General features: G+C 67.3%; 10 protein-coding genes. 3 read left to right on the top strand and 7 right to left on the bottom strand.

Features of this window, described 5'->3' with window-relative positions; all coding sequences use genetic code 11:
• Positions 1 to 34: 34 nt before the first annotated feature.
• From AAIO73_RS07260 to AAIO73_RS07230, 7 genes are all read right to left on the bottom strand, one after another.
• Positions 35 to 1,951: an alpha-L-fucosidase gene (locus tag AAIO73_RS07260; RefSeq protein WP_345877065.1), complete on the bottom strand. Its 1,917-nt coding sequence runs from the start codon at positions 1,949 to 1,951 to the stop codon at positions 35 to 37.
• A complete protein-coding gene (locus AAIO73_RS07255) occupies positions 1,948 to 4,314 on the bottom strand; it encodes a hypothetical protein (protein ID WP_345877064.1) in 2,367 nt (788 codons plus the stop codon). Before AAIO73_RS07255 ends, AAIO73_RS07260 begins: the two co-directional genes overlap by 4 nt.
• A complete protein-coding gene (locus AAIO73_RS07250) occupies positions 4,311 to 6,605 on the bottom strand; it encodes a GH92 family glycosyl hydrolase (protein WP_345877063.1) in 2,295 nt (764 codons plus the stop codon). The genes AAIO73_RS07255 and AAIO73_RS07250 overlap by 4 nt, the downstream gene beginning before the upstream one ends.
• Positions 6,602 to 9,184 carry a glycoside hydrolase family 3 C-terminal domain-containing protein gene (locus AAIO73_RS07245; RefSeq protein ID WP_345877062.1) on the bottom strand — a complete coding sequence of 861 codons (2,583 nt, stop codon included), beginning with the start codon at positions 9,182 to 9,184 and terminating at the stop codon, positions 6,602 to 6,604. The genes AAIO73_RS07250 and AAIO73_RS07245 overlap by 4 nt, the downstream gene beginning before the upstream one ends.
• A complete protein-coding gene (locus tag AAIO73_RS07240; RefSeq protein WP_345877061.1) occupies positions 9,181 to 11,793 on the bottom strand; it encodes a beta-mannosidase in 2,613 nt (870 codons plus the stop codon). Before AAIO73_RS07240 ends, AAIO73_RS07245 begins: the two co-directional genes overlap by 4 nt.
• A complete protein-coding gene (locus AAIO73_RS07235) occupies positions 11,790 to 14,075 on the bottom strand; it encodes a beta-N-acetylhexosaminidase (protein WP_345877060.1) in 2,286 nt (761 codons plus the stop codon). The genes AAIO73_RS07240 and AAIO73_RS07235 overlap by 4 nt, the downstream gene beginning before the upstream one ends.
• A 139-nt stretch (positions 14,076 to 14,214) precedes the next feature.
• On the bottom strand, positions 14,215 to 16,941 hold the full coding sequence (locus AAIO73_RS07230) for a TonB-dependent receptor (protein ID WP_345877059.1): 2,727 nt from the start codon (positions 16,939 to 16,941) through the stop codon (positions 14,215 to 14,217).
• Positions 16,942 to 17,426: 485 nt separating this feature from the next.
• Between AAIO73_RS07230 and AAIO73_RS07225 the strand changes: the two genes are divergently transcribed.
• The 3 genes from AAIO73_RS07225 to nagA are packed head-to-tail and all read left to right on the top strand — an operon-like array spanning position 17,427 to position 20,378.
• The gene (locus AAIO73_RS07225) at positions 17,427 to 18,164 is read left to right on the top strand and encodes a GntR family transcriptional regulator (protein ID WP_242119842.1); all 738 of its coding nucleotides are present in this window, start codon (positions 17,427 to 17,429) and stop codon (positions 18,162 to 18,164) included.
• Positions 18,165 to 18,195: 31 nt separating this feature from the next.
• Positions 18,196 to 19,254, top strand: coding sequence for an SIS domain-containing protein (locus AAIO73_RS07220; protein WP_526023777.1), 1,059 nt, complete (start codon positions 18,196 to 18,198; stop codon positions 19,252 to 19,254).
• Positions 19,251 to 20,378 (top strand): N-acetylglucosamine-6-phosphate deacetylase, encoded by a 1,128-nt coding sequence (gene nagA / locus AAIO73_RS07215; RefSeq protein WP_345877058.1) that lies wholly within the window; start codon positions 19,251 to 19,253, stop codon positions 20,376 to 20,378. Before AAIO73_RS07220 ends, nagA begins: the two co-directional genes overlap by 4 nt.
• The last annotated feature ends 37 nt before the right edge of the window (positions 20,379 to 20,415 follow it).

Below are 20,415 nucleotides of genomic sequence, written 5' to 3'. Positions count from 1 at the left end.
CGAACCGAACGGAAGGGAGGGGGCGGGAGCTATCTCACCGGAATGCGCCGATTTCCGCGACCGCGATTGCCGGCGCCGGCACCGCCGGTTGTGGGAAAGCGAAGCGGAGGTAGCGGGCCGGCCGCGCCTTCGGGAAGGGCAGGCGCTGCGTCGCGCGGGCGTAGTTGATGTTCTGGAACTCGCCTTCGCCACCCGGCGTCCAGCTCTTGCCATCCATGCTGGTTTCGACGCGATACTTCATCGGCGGGGCGGCCTGCGGATCGACGTGGCGCGTCGGGGTCAGGGTGAAGCCGGCGATCGTCTCGCTGCGGCCCATGTCGATCGTCAGCGACGCAGGCGCGGGGCTGACCCACGCGGTGCGGGGGCTGGCGTCGAGGATCGCTTCGCCGCCGGGCGCGCTGGCGGCGGTGATCTTCCAGCCGGTGCGGTCGACGATGCTCGCGTCGCTGACCTTCAGCGGGGGTAGGTCGACCGGCGCAACAGACTGGAACAGCGCGAATTCACGGATCGCCGGACCGGCTTCGGCGGCGACGGTGCGGAAGCGGACGCGGCGGGGGGTGATCGGGGCCGGTAGCCGGACGAGGCGCTGCGGGCCGACCATGTCCTTTTCGGCGACGGTGGTCCACTGGTCGCCGCCGTCGGACACGTCGATGGCGAAGCGGGTGACGCGCAGGCCCAGCGGCAGCCATTCCTGCAACCGGATCGTGTCGAAGCTGCGGCCGGGCGGCAGGTCGAGGATAAGGCTAGCGTTTTTTGCTTCCGGCGGGGCGAGCCAGAAGGTGTCGGGGCGGCCGTCATTGACGTGGCGGGCCGAGTTGCCGGACAGGTCGGCGCTGGCGGTGGCGACCGCGCCAGCGGCCTGGTTGTTGGCAAAGGTTGCACGGAGCGCGTTGCCGAAGGCGGTCAGGCTGGCGACGTCGCGGTCGTGGATCCGGCCCCGGCGATCGGGGGGCAGGTTCAGGTGGAAGGTCGTGCCATGACCGACCGAATCATTGTACATCTCCATGATTTTGCTGGGTAATTTTACCTGTGCATCCTCATCGGCATGGTAGAACCAGCCCGGCCGGATCGAGACGTTGGTTTCAGCCGGCCACCATAATTCGGCGCCGCGCACGCCGGTGTTACCTTCGGTCTGGTCATAGGGGTGGTTCGGCATGGTCGGCCAGCACGGATCGGCGGCGTGGCCGTCCTCGTTCCCGACCCAGCGGATATCGGCACCCAGCGGATCGAAGGTACAGGCGTTCGGTTGCAGTTCGTGGACCAAGGCGATGATCGAGGGCCAGTTATAATATTGAACCGCATCGATTTTCCGCGTCTCGCGCGCGCCGCCATAATAGCCGTCGCCGCCATTCGCGCCATCGAACCACACTTCGAACAACTCGCCATAGCGGGTGCAGAGTTCGGTCAGCTGGGCACGGTAATAGGTGATGTAGCTGGGCGTACCATAGTCGGCGCGGTTGCGGTCCCATGGGGACAGGTACACGCCGAAGTTGATACCGCCGCGCCGGCATGCCGCCGCGAGTTCGCCGACAATGTCGCCTTTCCCCTGTTTATAGGGCGAATTGCGGATGCAATGTTCGGTCAACATCGTCGGCCACAGGCAGAAACCGTCATGATGCTTGGCGGTCAGGATCAGGCCGGTAAGTTCGCCCGCCTTCGCCGCCGCGACGATCTGATCGGGGTCGAAGTCGGTCGGGTTGAACAGGGCGGGGTCTTCGTCGCCATAGCCCCATTCCTTGTCGGTGAAGGTGTTGATCGAGAAATGGATGAAGCCGTATTGGCGATGGTCGTGCCATTTGAGCTGACGCGGCGATGGCGTCGCGCCCCATGCCGGGGGCAGGACGCGGTTGCCGCCGCCACCGGCCGCCGCGACGGGCGACACGCGCGGGGTGCAGGCGGCGGCACCGGCGATCAGGCTGCTGCCCATCAGGCTGCGGCGGGAAAACTTCATTGCTCTGCTCCGGGTGCGTTTGATTCGGGGACAAGGGGTTCGGGGATCAGCCACGTCTGCGCGATCTGATGACCGCGCCCGCCGCCGCCGATGCCTGGCGGGCGATGCCATTCGAGGGTCAGCGCGCCATCGGCGGTCAGGGTTTGCGGGATCGCGGTCTCCACCGTCTCGCGGTCGCCCTGCCGCGCGCGGAAACCGTGGAGTTCGACGCCGTCGCCAATCAGGCGCATCGGCAGCGCATAATCCTCGCCCGACCAGCGCGCGATCAGCCGGTAGCGGCGGTTCCGCTCCAGGCCGGTATAGGACAAGCGGACCGGTGTTTCGTACAGCCCCTCGGCATAGCTCAAATCGGCCATGCGCCAGCCCTGATCGGGATAGTGATCGGCGACGCCGTCGATCGCGCTGACTAGCGATTGGGGGTCGGCGTCGAAGCCGGGCCCGCGCACCAGATGCGGTTCGGCCGTCGGATCGCCGAGATCGTCGTAGAGCGCCATGTCGCGGGTGCGCCATGGGTCGCCGATCGCGACGAGCCGGGCGGCGGCGTCTTGATGGGTCAGCGCCTCGGCCATCTCCGTCTCGACGACATTGCGGTCGTTCAGTTCGATATCGGCGCGGTCGAGATTGGCGCCGCGTTCCCAGTTGGAGGCACCGTGGCGCGGGACGGAAAGCTGCATCCGGGCGCGATTCCACAAGCGATCGGCGATCGCGGTCAGATCGGCGCGCAGCGGGGCGACGATCGCCGGTTCGGGACGGGCGTAGGCGAAGCGGGCGGCGGCGACGGTGGCCTCCGCGCCGATCGCCGGAGCCTGTCGCAGCGTCCAGCGTGCCTCGTCCTCGTTCGCCTTCGCAGCGATCAGGCGGTGGCGGACCAGCGCGTCATAGGTGGCGCGGTAGCGGTAGAGGTCGATGCGCCAGTCGGCCCATCGGGCGGGGCGAAGATCGGCGACCAGCCGGGCGGTGGCGTCGATGCCGGCATTGGCGGACGGGTCGCCGCGCCAATTGGCCTCGAGTGCGTCCGGTACGGCGGCGAACGTGTTGTCGCCGACGAACATGCGGGCATAGTCGGCAGCGATGTCGGTGGCGGGCGTCGCCGGGTTCCAGCCGAGGCGGAACCATTGGGATACGTTCCAGTCGTCATTGACCCCTTCGCTATAGGTCACGAAGCCGCGCGTTTGCGGTGCCAAGTAGGCGAAGATGCGCGTCGTCGCGGCGGGGCGCGGGTTGACCGGTTCGCGACCTTCGGTGAGCGCGAAGGCCGGGTGCCAATCGGGGATCGGGAATTGCGCGTGCATGGTGTGCGCGGTGTCTGGGTAGGTTTCGATGGGGAAGCGGCCGGCGATGCGGCGGCGATGCTCGGCGATGCTGTCGCGGGTCTGCGGGCCGACGAAGATCGCGGTCAGCCAGCGTGGGTTCTTCGCGAGTTGCGCGTGGAAGGCGTTCAGGCCGGCGGCCTCGAAGCCTTGCGTCGACAGCAGCACTTCGGCCTTGGCGAAACGGTGGCGGAGCGCCCCGGCGATGCGTTCCGCCACCGGGAACAGCCGGTCGGGCGCGGTATGGCCGGGATCGCCGCCGGGTATGTAAAGCGCGTCGAGTGCCGGCAGTTTCGCGGTGAGGGCGGTGAAGTCGGCGACTTCGGCCTGCGCGCTGCCGGGCTTTTCGTAATCACGCAGCAGTGGGTAGAAGAGCGCGACGTCGAGGCCTAGGCGATGGGTGGCTGCCGCGACCGCGACCAGCGTTTCGGTGGCGGGCAGGGGCGAGAGCGGCGAGGTCGCGGCATCGTCGGACACCGGCGCGACGAACTGGATGCGGTTGCCACCGAGCAGCGCGAAATCCTCGATCCGGCGGGTCAGCATCGGCACCGTCCAGGCGTCGTAGCTGTTGTTCTTGGCGCGATAGCCGATCTGGGTGCCGCGGATCGCCATGGCCGGGGCTTCGGCGATATGGGTCGGGGCGGTGAGGGTGAGATTGTCGAGATGGCGCAGCAGCCAGCCGGCGGCGAACAGGCGGGCGCGGGTGGTCGCGGCGCGGATGGTGATGGTGCGGCGGGTGGTGGTGATGGCGAAGGCTTCGGGGGGGAGCCTTGCCGATACGAATTTGATCGCTACGGGCTGTCCCACACAGGCGTATCCCCGCGCAGGCGGGGATCCAGTGGCACGACCGCAGCCGTTCGGTTTGCTTGGCTCTGGACCCCCGCCTGCGCGAGGGAGCGGCTGGGGTTTTGGCGACGGGCGAGGACACACCGCTCCCCGCTCCGCCAACCGCTCGCGCAGCACCTGCGCCGCCGGATCGGTGCCGATGACGCAGGCGGCATCGAGCGGTACTGTCAGCGGCGCGGCAGTGGCGAGGAGCGTGGCGAGGATCACTTGGCGCCCGGGCGGTCCTGCGGCGCGCGGCCGAATGCCTTGTTCGGTTCGGCGGCCATGTCGAACACCAGCCGTCCGCCCTTCGCCAATTCGGCGTGGGCGATCCAGCTCTTGGTCCAGGGGCGGCCGTTCCAGGTGACGGCGCGGACATAGGGGCGGTCGGGGGCGTTGGCCCGTGCCTCGACGATCAGCTTGCGGCCGCCGCCGACCTGTACCGTGGCGCGATCGAACAGCGGGCTGCCGAGCACATAGGTCGCGCTCACCGGATCCACGGGATAGAAGCCGAGTGCCGACAGCAGATACCAGGCGCTCATCTGGCCGCAATCGTCGTTGCCGATGATGCCGTCGGGGCGGTCGTGATACATTTCGGTCAGCAGGCGGCGGACCATCGCCTGCGTTTTATACGGCGCGCCGCAATAGGCGTACATGTACGCGACATGGTGGCTGGGTTCGTTGCCATGCGCATATTGCCCGACCAGCCCCGAAATGTCGGGCGGGGCGTCGGCGGGGAGCTCGGAGGAGGCGGTGAACAGGCCGTCGAGCTTCGCCTCGAACGCGGCATCGCCGCCCATCGCCGCGATCAGGCCATGGACGTCATGCTGGTTGAAGAAGGTCGCCTGCCAGCCATTGCTCTCGGTGAAGTCGCGCCACTTCTTCGAATGGCCGAGGGCATTGGGGGCATAGGGTTCGGCCCAGCTGCCATTGGCCAGCCGCCCGCGCGCGAAGCCGATGCGCGCGTCGAACACGTTGCGCCAGTTGCCCGACCGCTTGCGGAGACGCGCGGCGCCGGCGGCGTCGCCCGCCGCATCGGCGATGAACGCGCCGGCATAGTCGTCATAGGAAAATTCCAGCGTCTTCGACACGCTTTCGAAGATGCGGTCGGCGGGCGCATAGCCGAGTTCGTCATAGGCCTGCACGCCGATGCTGTTGTCGAGATTGGGCGTGCTCCAGTCGAACGACCGCTTCTTCACGCCCCCCCATGCGGCGGCATAGTCGGCGGCGATGCCTTTCGCGCGCGCTTCAGCCATTACGGGTACGGCGTGCCAGCCGATCATGCAGCCGGTCTCGACCCCCTGTAGCGGCCAGACAGGCGGGCCATAGGGGCTTTGCTGCGTCTGGCGGATCAGGTCGCGGACGAATTGCTGCGTACGCGCCGGCCGGATGAGGGTCTGCAAGGGATGGAAGGCGCGGTAGGTGTCCCAGAGCGAATAGGCGCTGTACGCCTGCTCACCGCGCGGGACGGTATGCGTCTGGCGGTCGAGGCCGATATAGCGGCCGTCGGTGTCGGAGAAGAGCGTCGGGCCGATCGAGGCGTGGTAGAGCGCCGATGCGGCGACGGTCCGTTGCTGCGGGGTGCCGCCTTCGAAGCGGATCAGGTCGAGTTCGCTGGCCCATGCCGACCGGGCGGCGCGGGCGTAGCGGTCGAAGTCCCAGTGCCTGGCTTCGGCGGTGAGGTTGGCCTTTGCGCCGGCGATGTCGACGGCGGAGATGCCGGTGCGGATGACGATCGGCGCGGCACCGGCGTCGTTGTAATGGAGCACCGCTTTCAGGCGCTTGCCGGTCACGCCCTTGCTGCCCGCCGGAGCGTCACTGTCGCCGAAGAATTCGATGCGGTCGGGTTTGCGCGACAATTGCATCGCGAAGAAGATGCGGCGGCCCTTGGCCCAGCGGAACACGCGGCGGGTGCCGGTCAGGGTGCCGTCGGCTTCGAGGGTCAGCGCTGCTTCGTCGATATAGGGCGACTGGTTCGGCCCCTCCATCACCAGATGCGACAGGTCGACCAGGATATGGCCGGGACCGGCGGGGAAGCGGTGGCGCTGGATGCCGGTGCGGTCGGTCACGGTCAGTTCGGCGCGGACGCCGCTTTCGAGGGTGACGGCGTAATAGCCGGGTTCGGCGACCTCGTCCTTGTAGCGCTGGCGATAGCCCTTGTCGGGATCGTCGAGCGGGCCGCCCTCCAGCAAGACCGGGCCGCGCGTCGGCACGACCAGCACGTCGAGCATGTCGCCGATGCCGGTGCCCGACAGGTGCGTGTGGCTGAAGCCGAGGATCGAGCTGTCACCCTTGTGATAGCCCGAACAGGTCGCCCAGCGCGCGGTATCGGTGTCCGGCGAAAGCTGCACCATCCCGAACGGCATGGTCGCGCCGGGGAAGGTATGGCCGTCACCGCCGGTGCCGATGAACAGGTCGGGCTTGGCGGGGGCGGTGCCGGCCGCGCCGACGGGGAATGCATCGACCAGCGCCAGCGCGGCGGTGCCGCCGAGCAGGGCGCGACGCGAGAACATGGTCATCTCGGCAACTCCTGCGTGCCGGTGATGGTGAAGGCGACTTGCTGTCCGGTCGTGTCGCCCGGCTGGCCGCCGCCGATGAACAGGCGATAGGCGCCCGGTCGCACCGCGCGGGTGCCGTCGAGCGACACGGTGCTGAGCAGGCGCGGGTCGAAGGTGAAGGTCACGGTCTTGGCCTGTCCGGGTTTCAGAGCGACGCGCTGGAAGGCGACGAGGCTGTGGCGCAGGACCGGGTCGTTCCATGCGCCGATCTTGTTGAGATTGTCGGGCGCGATCAGATAGGCCTGCGCGACTTCCTCACCAGCGCGTTTGCCGGTGTTGGTGACGCGGGCGGTGACGGTGAGCGGCTGGCCGGCGGTCAGCGTCGCGGGGGCCTTTGCATCGCTATAGGCGTAGCTGGTGTAGCTGAGGCCGTGACCGAAACCCCAGAGCGGTTGGCCGTCGAAATAGCGATAGGTGCGGCCCTTCATATTATAGTCGACAAAGGCGGGCAGGTCGCTGGTCTTCGCGTAGAAGGTGACCGGCAGGCGGCCCGACGGGTTGGTCGTGCCGTCGAGCATATCGGCGATGGCGGTGCCGCCGACCTCGCCCGGATACCAGCCGGCGACGATCGCGTCGGCATGTTGTTTCGCCCATTCCATCGCGACGGCGCTGCCTGACAGGAGGACGACGACCAGCGGCTTGCCCGTCGCCTTGACCGCTTCGAGCAGTTGCTGCTGCGCCTGTGGCAGCGCGATGTCGGTGCGGTCGCCGCCCGAGAAGCCGGCGACTTCGAGGCGCAGTGCCTCGCCCTCGACCGCCGGGGACAGGCCGACGAACGCGACCACCGCATCGGCATTGCGTGCGGCGGCGACGGCTTGTGCGCGCTGTGGGTCGGCGGGGGCGATCCACGTCAGGCGGATGCTGTCGTCGGTGCTGGCATGGGTCAGGTCGAGGCGGAAGGGCTTGGGCGACGTATCGGCGAAGTCGAGCACCGCCTCCATCCGTTCAGACTTGCTGTCGTTCGCCGCGCCTTCGACCGCCGCAGTGCCGGTGGCGCTCAGTACGTCGCGGCCATCGACCCACAGCTTCACCGCATCGCGGCCCGTGCATTTGTCCCAGCAGCGGTTGATGTCGATGCGCAGCGTGTAGCGGCCCGGCCCTGGCGGGGTCAGCGTGCCGGTCCAGCGCACGCCGTAGCGGTTCGCCGGAAGGTTCGCGGCGGGGCTGGTGCGTGCCCAGTTGAAATCGATGGTGTGGTCGGTGCGGGTCAGCACGGGTGCGCCGGTCATCGCCGGATCGGCGAAATACTCCGCCTTCAGTCCCGATCCGAAGGCGGTCTGAGGGACGGGGAGGGGGACGCCTTCGGCGAGCGTGGAGCCTTGCGCGTAGGTCACGGCGAAGCGGTCGGTCAGGCCGTGGAGCGGCGTGACGGGATCGGCCGAGGTGCCGTTGTAATTGGCCTCCAGCACGTCGAGGCTGTCGGCATTCGGGCCGACGACCGCGATCTTCGCGCCGCGCTTCAGGGGCAGGACGCCGTTGTTCTGGAGCAGCACCAGCGATTTGCGCGCCGCCTCCAGCGCCAATGCGCGATTGGCGGGGGTGTGGAGCGCGCCGGCCGGGATCGAGTCCCAGCGGCTCTTGGTGCCGAACGCGTCGCCCAGCCGCTTGCGGACCTCGAACGTGCGGGTGAGCGCGCGGTCGATCACGGCCTGCGTCGTCAGCCCGCGTTCGAGCGCCTTGGGCAGCGCGGCATAGGCCGAGCCGCAATTCAGATCCATGCCGGCGTTGATCGCGGCGGCCGAGCCGGCGGCGTTGTCGAGCGCATAGCGCTGATAATGGGCGATATTGCCGATCGCGTCGCAGTCCGAGACGACCAGCCCGTTCCACCCCCAGTCGCGTCGGATGCGCTGGTTGAGCAGCCAGTCGGCGGCGCAGACGGGCACGCCATGCACGCCGTTATACGCGCACATCACCGATTGCGCCTTCCCCTCGGTCAGTGCGCGGCGAAAGGCGGGGAGGTAGGTCGCCTCCATGTCATAGGGCGCGGTCTGCACGCTGAACGCGTCGCGCCCCGCCTCCGGCCCGCTATGCGCCACCAGATGCTTGGGCGTGGCGATGACGCGGGGTTGCAGCGGGTCCGGCCCTTGCAGGCCACGGACGTAACCCACTGCCAGCGCGCCGGTCAGCACCGGATCCTCGCCATAGGTTTCCATGCCGCGACCCCAGCGCGGATCGCGGAAGATGTTGATGTTGGGCGACCAGATGGTCAGCCCCTCGTAGCGCCGCCGGTTCTTGCCCGGCAGTGCGTTGTATTTGGCGCGCGCCTCGGTCGACACGACGGTGCCGATCCGCTCCATCAGCGGCGCATCCCATGTCGCGGCGAGGCCGATCGCCTGCGGAAAGACCGTGGCGACGCCGTTGCGGGCGAGGCCGTGTAGCGCCTCGTTCCAATAGTCATAGGCGGGCAGGACATCGCCTTGCGCCGGAGCGGTGCTTTGCAGCTGCGCCGCCTTTTCCGTCGGGGTCATCGCCGCAATGGTCGCGGCGATCTGCGGATCGGGTTCAGCCGCGCCAGCAAGCAATGCGAGGAGGATGCTCACTTGGCGGCTCCCAGCGTTTGCAGGCGCAGCGCTTTCTTCAGCGCACCGGCCGATGCCTTGCCCTCGATCGTCACCGTCACGCTTTCACCCGGCAACAAGTCGAGGAAATTGTCCGACGCCTGCACGTCCAAGGTACCGAAGCCGATCCACAGCGCGCGGGCGAGGCGGGTGGCGGTCACGGTCAGCGCCGGCCTGCCGTCAACGGTCGACCAGCGCGTGACGAACCCCGGATCGGGCAGGTCCATCGCCTTTTCGGGGAGCGCCGAAACGAGTGCGCGCGAGGCGACTTTGCCGTCGACCAGCAGTTCGAACACGGCGAAGCTGCGCTTGGGATCGGCGCCCTTGAACAGATCGGCGTCGGTCAGCGTCGCGATCTTCGTCGAGGACAGCGCCGGCAATTGCACCGCGCGTTCGAACTGGTTGGCGACCTTGCCCGCGACGTCGATCGTCCGCACCCGCCAGCGGGCGGTGACCGGCCGGGTCGCGTCGGAGATGAGCGCGACCTCGGTCGGCCCGTCCGCCTTGCGCGCCGCCGAGATGGCGAGCGGGGCGTAGAAGCGGCGGGCGGCGAAGTGCAGCGCCTTCCACCGGCCATAATAGTCGATGCTCGACCATGATGCGCCGGGCCAGACGTCGTTCAACTGCCAGTAGAGCGAGCCGCTGGTGACCGGGCGGCAGGCGCGGTGATGGAGCGCGCCCAACTGGATGCCGTCGGCCTGCATAACCTGGCTGAGATAGACGAAGTCGGCGAAGTCGCGAGGTTCGCGGTAACGCATCCGGATATAGTCGAGCAGCCGTTGCTGCCCGGCACCCTTCAGGAACTTCTGGTGCGCGGTCATCACCCGGGAGTCGACGGCATAGTCGCCGGGTTTGGCGAACTTGGCGATGGTCGCCATGTCGGGCATCGCCTGCAGCCCATATTCGGACATGAAGCGCGGGCAGCTGTCGAGGTACGCGGTGGCGGGTTTCTTGCCGCCCCATACGTCCCAATAATGGCGGTCGCCATTGCCGTCCTGATCGGGCTTGCCCTCGTAATTGGCGCTGGGTGATCCGGGCCAGTACGGCACGTCCGCGTCGCGGCGCTCGGCGGCGTCGCGCAGCACGCGGTCGAACAGGATCGCCATGCCGACGCCGACCCGTTCCTGCTCATCGGCACCGACACGCTTCTTAAAGGCGGTGCGGTCGCTCCAGCCCTCCCAGCCCGACAGCACTTCGTTATTGCCCGACCACAGCACGATCGAGGGATGCGCCTGCACCCGGTCGACCTGTTCTTCGGCCTCGATCTTCACGGTTTCGCGATAGTCGGGATCATAGGGCGTGATCGCGCCGCCGAACATGAAGTCGGACCAGATCATCAGCCCCAGCCGGTCGGCGGTGTCGAAGAAGCTGTCGGGCAGATACATGCCGCCGCCCCAGATGCGGATCATGTTCATGTTCGCCGCCTGCGCGTCGCCCATGATCTTCGCCATATAGGCGTCGGTGACGCGCGGGCCGAAGCTGTCGAACGGGATCAGGTTCGCGCCCTTGGCAAAGACAGGAATACCGTTGATCCGGAACAGGAAGCCACGACCGATCGCATCCTTTTCGCGGACCAGTTCGACGGTGCGGATGCCGGTGACACGCTGCTGGCTGTCGACCACTTCCCCGTCGAGCCGGGTTTCGGTGGCGAGGGTGTAGAGCGGTTGCGCGCCGTACCCGGCGGGGTACCAGAGTTTGGGATTGGCGATGGCAACGGGTACGCTTACCCGGTTCTCGCCCGCCGTGACCGCGACGGTGCGCGTCGCGCGGACCTTGGTGCCATCGGGGGCGGTGACGATCGCATCGACCTGCACCGTCGCGTCGCGATCGGCGATGAGCGTCACGTCGGCGGACAGGCGTGCCTCGGCCGGGGTTACCGCCTCCTGCTGGACGCGCAACGTGTCGATGCGGACGTCGTCCCACGCATCGACCTTCACCGCGCCGTTGGGGCCGACATTGAGGATGCGGGGGCCCCAGTCCCAGCCATAATGATATTTGGGCTTGCGGATATAGGGCGAGGTCTGCCGCCCCTCCGGCTCGTCGCCGGCGGTCGAATCATATTCGCCGGGCAGCGGGTTCTCGATGTTGGCGACCATCGGCTTCAGCACGCCCAAAGGCGATTTGAACGCGATGCGGATCTCGTTCGCGCCCACCTTCAGCAGCGGCTTGGCGTCGGCGCGCCAGCGGCGGTGCGCATTGTCGGCGGCGAGCAGCTTGGTGCCGTTGACGAACACTTCGGCAAAGGTGTCGAGCCCGTCGAACACGAGGTCGACATGGTCGCGTGCCAGCAGCGCCGGCGTGGCGATGAGGCGCCCGCGATAGTCCCAGTCGCTGCGTCCCACCCACTGGATCGTCGCTTCGTTGAGGCGGATGAACGGATCGGGCGTGATCTTCGCCGCGATCAGGTCGGTCTGGACAGTGCCGGGCACCTTTGCTGGCAGCCAGCGCGCGGCCTTCGGATGCTCCTTTGCCGCCGGATCGCCCGGCGCCAGCCGAACCTCCCACCCCTTGTCGAGCGTCACCGTTTCGCGGGGCGCCGCCCACAGGGCGGCCGGGGCGGCGGCGAGCAGCAGGAACAGGGCAGGCTTCACTTGGCGTCTTCCAGTTGCAGCGTGTCGACGGTGTAGAAGGGATTGGATAGCGGCGAGGTGAATTGCAGACAGATATCCGCATCGCCCGGCTGTTTCGGGAAGCTGCCGGTGAAGTCGAACCGGTTGGGCGCGGTGTCGGGATCGGGCAGCGGGAAGGTCGCGGCGACGATGCCGTCACACCCGCCGACGCGCATCACCAGTTCGCCATAGCGGGTGACGGCGTAGTGGAGGCGGACCTTCCCCTCGTCATGGGCGAGGCCATAGTGGCGCGGCAGGCGGGCGACGGTGACCTTGAACGCCTGTGCCACGTCGAGCGGCATTTTCGGCGCCTGGGTGCAGGTGTCGAAGATATTGACGTTGTACGCGGGAGCGTCGCCGGTCTGCCCCGATACCAGCGGTACGCGCAGGCCCAGCGCCCCTTTGGGACAGGCGACCATGTCGCTGCTGCCGGTCGCGCGCAGCAAGGCCGGGCGGGTGGCGTCGAAGCGGCGTGGTACGGCGAGGGCATGGCCGTCCTTGGCGAAGGCTGTCGCGGTCACGACCTGTCCGGGCTTTACCGCGATCGGTGCGGCGTAGGTGCGCGAGCGGGCGGTCGGCTGACTGCCGTCCGTCGTGTAGCGGATCGTGCCGGCACCGGTCTGGGTGGCAAGCGTCAGCTTCGGCGACTTGCCGCGCAGCACGTCGCCCTTGGCACCGTCGAGCGTATAGGCGACCGCGAAGGCGGCGTCGGCGGCGGCGATGCCCTGCCGTTCGTAGCGCAGCATCTGCGGCTGTAGGCGGGTGACGAAGCCCTTCCAGTCGCGCTTGTCGCGCGGGCTCCACGTGAATTCGGCGATCGCGGACAGGCGCGGGAAGGTGGCGTGCTCCTTCTGCTTGGCCGTCGCCAGATATTCGGACCAGGCATTGCCCTGTGCACCCAGCACATGCGCGGCGGCCTCCGCCGTCACGCCGGGGCGGACCGGTTCATAGCCATAGACCATCTCCAGCGTCTGGAGGCCGATGCGGCCGGGCGGTTCGTCGCCTGCCGTCGACTGGATATTGTCGAGATACAGGTTGGGGGCGGGCGACATGACCACGTCATGGCCCTTGTTCGCCGCCTCGACCGCGCCCGCCTCGCCGCGCCACGACATGACGGTCGCGCTGGTCGGCACGTCGCCTTCGAGGATTTCGTCCCAGCCGATCAGGCGGCGGTTCTTCGACGCCAGATATTTGCCGAGCTCGGAGATCATCCAGCCCTGCATCTGGTTCTCGGTCTTGAGGCCCAGCGCCCGCATTTGCGCCTGCACTTCCGGCGAGCGTTGCCACTGGTCCTTGACCGCCTCGTCGCCGCCGACATGGATGAACTGGCCGGGAAAGATGTCGATCAGCTCGTCGAGCACGTTCTTGATGAAGGTCATGCTGCGTGGGGACGGCGAGAAGAGCCACGGATTGACGCCCCAGTCATGGCCGACCGGCGGACGATCGCCGAGCACGCCGACCTCTTCGGGGTAGGCCGCAACGGCCGCCTGCGCATGGCCGGGCATGTCGATTTCGGGGACGATGGTGATGCCGCGTTCGGCGGCATAGGCGACCAGCTTGCGCAGTTCGTCCTGCGTATAGAAGCCGCCGACCTTCGGCCCCGGCTTTCCACCCGCGACGGGAGGTTCGCGGAACGCCCCGATCTCGGTCAGCTTCGGGTAGCGCTTGATCTGGACGCGCCATCCCTGATCGTCGGACAGGTGCATGTGCAGCGTATTGAGCTTTTGCGCGGCCATGGTGTCGATGACCGGATAGAGCGTGTCGATCGGCTGGAACGAGCGGGTGACGTCGACCATCAGCCCGCGCCAGCGGAAGCGGGGTGCGTCGTCGATGGTGGTCGCGGCGACGCGGACCGGCTTGCCGAAGGCGTTGTCGGGGCTGAGCAGCTGCGCCAGCGTCATCGCGCCCCAGATCAGGCCGCGGTCGCCGCTGGCGGCGATGGTGATCCCCTTGGCGCTGACGGTCAGGCGATACGCTTCGTCCCCGGCGATGGCCGCGTCGCGGACAAAGCGGATCGCGCCGGTGGTGGCGGTCGTCAGCGTCAGGCCACGATCGACCTTGACCCGATCGGCCAGCAGCCGTGCGGCGGTGGCGGCAGCGGTGTCGCCGGCCGGCACGACGACGCCCGCGCCGTTGCCGATGGTGGTCGCCCCCTTGGCCGGCGTCACCTGTGCGGGCAGGGGAAGGAGCGGGGCGGTCTGCGCATGGACCGGCGCGATGGTCGCCGTCGTCGCGGCCAGTGCCGCCCGGATCAGATGCTTCACGCGGATACTCCCCTTGGGTGGCAGGCCGATTCGTGCCCGCCCGAAACTCTAGCGACCCGAACGAAAAAAGGCCCCGGCAAAGCCGGGGCCTGTGACGAAGCGGGGAGCGCGGGCCGCACCCCCCGTATCGCCGGCCCCCTTACATGCGGAAGGTGGCGTTGAGCGAGAAGACACGGCCGTTCTTGTACACCGAGGTCGGCGCGTTCGGCGTGCTGCTATACTGGTAATAGGTTTCGTCGAGCAGGTTCGAAGCCTGTGCCGTGATCGAAACGCCTTCGGTCAGCTGATAGCTGATCTGCGCGTCGAGCTGGCGATAGGCGTCGGTGTAATCCTGCGACGACTGACGGCCGAAGCGGTAGAAATACTTCGAACGACGGTTGTAGCTGACCCGCGCCTGGAACGGACCATTCTCGTAATAGGGCGAGAGCTGGAGCGTGTGACGCGACAGATAGGGCAGGCCGGTCGCCAGCGACGCTTCGGCATCGGCGAAGGTGTAGCTGCCCTGGAAGCCGAAGCCCCAGATCAGGTTGGTGTTGCCCGACAGCGAGAAGCCGGTGACCTGCGCGGTACCACCATTGACCGGCCGCGATACGGCATAGGTCGCATCGCGGGCGAGCAGGACGTTGAACTGCGTCTCGTTGTTCACCTGGTTGACGGTGTAGTTCGAAATGTCGCGGTAGAAGAACTCGGCCGCGAGGAAGCTGGCCGGAGCGAAATACCATTCCGCCGACAGGCCGTAGTTGGTGGCTTCGTACGGCTTGAGCGCCGGGTTGCCGCCGCTGCCGCTCAGCTGGTTGTCGTCGAGCGACAGCGAACCGGCGAGGTCGCTGTAGCGCTGGCGGGCCAGCACCTTCGCGGCCGACGCGCGCAGCACGACGTCCTCGCCCGCCTGGTAGCTGACGTTGGCCGACGGCAGCAGGCGGTTATAGTCGTTCTTCACCGGGGTGTAGGTGTAGACCGGGAACAGCTGCCCCGAACGGTTGCTGGCGGTGTAGAACTTCGCTTCGTCGCTGGTGTGGGCGAAGCGGACGCCGACATTGCCCTTGATCCTGCCGGTTTCGAAATTCGCCTGGGCATAGGCGGCCGCGATCTTTTCGTTCACGCCGAAGAATTCGTTGTACGAGAAGCCGCGATCGATCTGCTGGTTGCCGTACTTCGCAAGCGCGGCGATGATGCCGTCCTTGTCGAGCGTGGCATAGGGGGTGCCGTTCCCCGACACGCCGAGGCCGTTATACAGGCTGCCCGGCAGGACGTAGTAGGGCAGGTCAGCCAGCGTGAAGTTCTGGTTGGTGAACACCGCGTTGCTGTAGGTCGTCTGCTTGTTGTCGTGATCGACATAGCGGCCGCCGAACAGGATTTCGGTCACCGGCCCGAAAGCGACCGGGTGCTTGAAGTTCACTTCGGCGAACTTTTCCTGGTCCATCGTGAAGCCCGACTGGAGCGGAATGCCGCCGATCTGGCGACCGAAGAAGTTCACGCCACCGTTGCGGGCACGGTCCTGCGCGCCGAGATTTTCGCCGCCGTTCGCGGTGAAGTTGCTGATCCACATCGTCGGGTCGCTGGCCGACTTGGCCCAGTTGACGACGGTGTTCTGACCATCGGCGCCCGAAGTGAAGCCCTGCTGCGTACGGAAGTCGAGCAGATATTCCGGGTCCTTACCGCCGGTGGCCTTGGTGCCGCCGACATTGCCGGTGATCGTCCAGTCGCCCGGCTTCCAGTCGACCAGCAGCGTGACCGAGTCGTTCTTCAGGCGGGTACGGCGATAATTGGTGTCGAGCTGGCCGGTCGAGCCGGTCTGGCCGGTCGGAATGCCCGAGAAGGTCGCCGAGGTCACGAGGCCGTTCGACGATTCCGCCGAGATCAGGCGCGAACCTTCATAGCCGTAGGTGTAGGCCGAGTTCGACACGTTGTCGTAATTGCCGCGGATGAACAGACCGGTGGCGGTCACGGTCAGGTTGTCGGTCGGACGCGCCTGCACCGCACCCGAGAAACCGATGCGCTCACGCTCCTGCTTGAAGAATTCGCGGGCGAGGAACGAGGCGAAGCGCGCGCTGCTGAAGCTGGCGCGTTCGGCGGCGGTCAGCTGGGTGATGTTCTTGCCGTTGATCGTCGCGGTGGTCGGCGCGTTGGCGAGCAGCGCGTCGCCGGTACGATACCAATAGACCGCCGAACCGGCGCGGCTCAGCTGTTCCTTGTCATAGCTGACCGAACCGAGGAAGCCGATCGTGTCGTCCGCATTGTGCCAGCTGTACAGCGCCGAGCCACGGAAGCTGCCGCGCTTCGCCCGGTCGTTATATTCGCCGCCGGCGGTCGCGGCGATCGTGCCCGACTTCAGGTCGAGCGGCTTGCGGGTGACGACGTCGACGCTGGCGCCGATCGCGCCTTCCTGCAGACGTGCTTCCGGGGTCTTGTAGACGACCGCCTGGCTGATGATCGTCGGCGACAGCAGCGAATAGTTGAAGGTGCGGCTCGAACGGTCGGACGGGTTGCCGCCCCAGTCGGCCGAGGCGACCGAGTGGCCATCGACGGTCAGGCGGTTGAGCGCCGGCTCAACGCCCGCGATCGAGAGCTGCTCGCCTTCGCCGAACTGGCGATCGACGGTCACGCCCGGCAGGCGCGCCAGCGAATCGGCGACGTTCGCGTCGGGGAACTTGCCGACGTCCTCGGCCGAGATGACGTCGACGATCGAACCCGCTTCGCGCTTGGTCTGGATCGAGTCGGCGATCGACCGGCGGATGCCGGTGATGGTGATGGTGTCGTCTTCAGCCGTCGTGCCGGCCGGTGCGGGCGCTTCCTGTGCCAGCGCCGGTGTCGCCACTGCGACCAGCGCGGTGGAGGCTAGATATGCGAAACGCGAAAAAGCCATGGTCCCCTACCCCTTCTAATCGGGCGCGATGTGCGCCCTCCCCGATTGGCCGCGACGGGCAAAGACGACATGCGTCGTGCTCTGGTACTATATTGGCACCATGCAAGCTCGTTTTGGTCGAATGCAATGTGACCAATTCCAATCATAAAATCTACATAAAAATGAAAAGGAGATGTACTGGTGAGAAAACCTATCCTCAGCGCATCCGAGAATTGCTGAAAGCGCTGCCCTCAGCGCACGTTTACGCAACATAATTTCAACAGACAGGTGGGTTTGGTTAACGCGTTCCTCCCCTTGATGTCCTGTTCGAACCAAGCCGACGATGATGCCAATATCTTGGTATATAGAAGTGAGGGGCATTCCGGACCGCATTTCGAGCGAATTAAACAGGGTTGCGTAGTACCAAAAACATACCTATCACAGCGATTGTGATCGTTCCCATCGCCCTTTACGTTGACCGTTCGAGAGGTTCGAAGGGCGTTGTCATGGGGTTTTCAGAACGGATCGGTCGGTTGCGCGACGACGCGCACGCACCGCTCTATGTCCAGTTGCAGCAACTGGTACGTACCGCGATCGAGCGGAAGGTCCTGCAGCAGGACGATGCGATCCCGCCCGAGCGCGAGCTGGCGATCGAATATGACGTGTCGCGCATCACCGTGCGCAAGGCGATCGAGGGGCTGGCCAAGGAAGGGCTGGTCGTACGTCGTCGCGGCGCGGGCACCTTCGTCGCAGCGCGGGTCGACAAGAGTTTTTCGAAATTGTCGTCCTTTTCGGAGGACATGGTCGCGCGCGGCCGGGTGCCGAGCAGCGCATGGGTGTCGAAATCGACCGGGCTGGTGACGCCCGAGGAATCGATGTCGCTGGGACTGTCGCCCGGTGCGCCGGTCTATCGGTTCCAGCGGATGCGCTATGCCGACGATGTGCCGATGGCGGTCGAATATGCGACCATCGCCGGCAATTGCCTGCCGAGCGTCGATGCCGTCGGGGACTCGCTCTATGCCGCGCTGGAGGCGGCGGGATCGCGGCCGGTGCGCGCGTTGCAGCGGCTGCGCGCGATGGCGTTTCCGGCCGAACAGGCGAAGCGGCTGGGCGTCGAGACCGGCCATGCCGGGCTGTTCATCGAACGCCGCGGCTTCCTGGCCGATGGCGACACCGTCGAATTCACCCAATCCTATTACCGTGGCGACGCGTACGACGTGGTCGCCGAACTCAACGCAAGCTGATCCGGCGGGGGCCGGCACCAAGAGGGGGTTCATGACGTCCACCGTCGAAGCCGGGCCGAAGCCGGTCGTTGCCGAGCATACCGCCATGCACCGCGAAGCCGGGGAGGGCGGCGCGTCGGTCGCCCGCTTCCTGTCGCGCAACGCGCAGGCGCTGGCCGAACTGGGCGCATCGCTGCGTGCCGATCCGCCGGCGCTGGTCGTTACCTGTGCGCGCGGGTCGTCGGACCATGCCGCGACCTATGGCAAATATCTGGTCGAGACGCTGTGCGGCGTGCCGGTCGCCAGCGCCGCGCCGTCGGTCGCGTCGGTTTATGCGACGCGGATGGAGCGGATGAACGCGCTGGTGATCGCGGTGTCGCAATCGGGCCGCAGCCCCGATCTGTTGCGCACCGTCGAAAGCTACAAGGCGGCCGGCGCGCGCGTGGTTGCGCTGGTCAATGTCGAGGATTCGCCGCTGGCGGGTCTGGCCGACACCGTGCTGCCGCTGTCGGCAGGGCCGGAAACCTCGGTCGCGGCGACCAAGTCGTTCATCGCCTCGCTGACCGGCCTTGCCGCGATCGCCGCGCATTGGAGCGAGGATGCGGCGTTGCTGGCGGCGCTCGACACGCTGCCGCAGCAGCTGGAGAAGGCGTTCGCGCTCGACTGGACGGCGGTGGCTGACACGCTGGTGCAGGCGCGCAACCTGTTCGTGATCGGGCGCGGCTACAGCTTCGGCGTGGCGCAGGAAGCGGCGCTCAAGATGAAGGAAACCTCGGCGCTGCATGCCGAGGCGTTCAGCAGCGCCGAGGTCCGCCACGGGCCGATGGCGATCATCAACGACGGCTTTCCGCTGCTGGGGTTCGCGACGTCGGACGATGCCGGCGACGACGTTCGCGCAGCGGCAGCCGAGTTCGCGTCGCGCGGCGCGGCGGTGCATCTGGCCGATGCGTCCGACGACGACAGCCACCCGCCGACGATCCGCAGCCATGCCGCGATCGAACCGATCCTGATGATCCAGAGCTTCTACCGCATGGTCAACACGGTGTCGCTGCGCCGGGGGCTGAACCCCGATCAGCCGCCGCATCTGCGCAAGGTCACCGAAACGCGATGAGCAGCTTCGTCTTCCGCGGCGGGCGCGTGCTCGCCGATCAGTGCCAGCACGACAGCTGCGCGTTCGAGGTCGAGGGCGGCGTCATCACCGGCTTCCATGCCGAGGGCGATGCCGAGACGATCGACCTCGACGGCGGCTGGCTGGTCCCCGGCTTCGTCGATACGCAGGTCAATGGCGGCGGCGGGGTGTTGTTCAACGACCATCCGACCGTCGAGGGCATCCGCGCGATCGGCGCGGCGCACGCGACCTATGGCACCACCGCCTTTCTGCCGACGCTCATCAGCGATCGGCTGGACGTGGTCGCCGCCGGGCTCGACGCGGTCGATGCCGCGATCGAAGCGGGCGTGCCGGGCGTGGTCGGCATCCATGTCGAGGGGCCGTTCCTGAATCCGGCGCGCAAGGGCATTCACGACGCGAACCATTTCCGCGCGCTGGACGATGCGGCGATCGAGCTGCTGACCCGCCCGCGCAAGGGCGTGGTGATGGTGACGCTGGCCCCCGAACGCAACGATACCGACGCGATCGCGCGGCTGGTGGCGGCGGGCGTGATCGTCAGCATCGGCCATAGCGACGCGACCTATGAACAGGCGCGCGCGGCGATCGACGCGGGCGCGCGGGGCGTGACCCATCTGTACAACGCCATGTCGCCGCTCAAGCATCGCGATCCCGGCGTGGTCGGCGCGGTGCTGGAGGACCAGTCGGTCTATGCCGGGCTGATCGTCGACGGCGCGCACCTGCATCCGGCGGCGATCCGCGTGGCACTGGCGGCGCGGCCGCTCGACCGGTTCATGCTGGTGACCGACGCGATGCCGACCGTGGGCGCCGAGAGCAAGACCTTCGTGCTCAACGGCCAGCCGATCCATGTCGAGAACGGCGTGTGCGTCGATGCCAATGGTACGCTCGCCGGCTGTGATCTCGACATGGCGACGGCGGTGGCCAACACGGTCGAACTGGGGGTCGCGTTCGAGGATGCGGTGGCGATGGCATCGACCCATCCGGCCGCGTTCCTGCGCCTGTCGCACCGGATCGGCACGCTCGATATCGGCCATAGCGCCGATTTCGTCTGGCTGGGCCGCGACCTGACGGTGCGCGGCACGTGGATCGCGGGCAACCGCATCGTCTGACCCCGGTTCGCCGGGACGAACAACAGCATCCGCGCGG

The sequence above is a fragment of the Sphingomonas epibiotica genome (assembly GCF_039615155.1).
GTDB lineage: Bacteria > Pseudomonadota > Alphaproteobacteria > Sphingomonadales > Sphingomonadaceae > Sphingomonas.
This window is presented reverse-complemented; position numbering and strand designations above follow the sequence as displayed.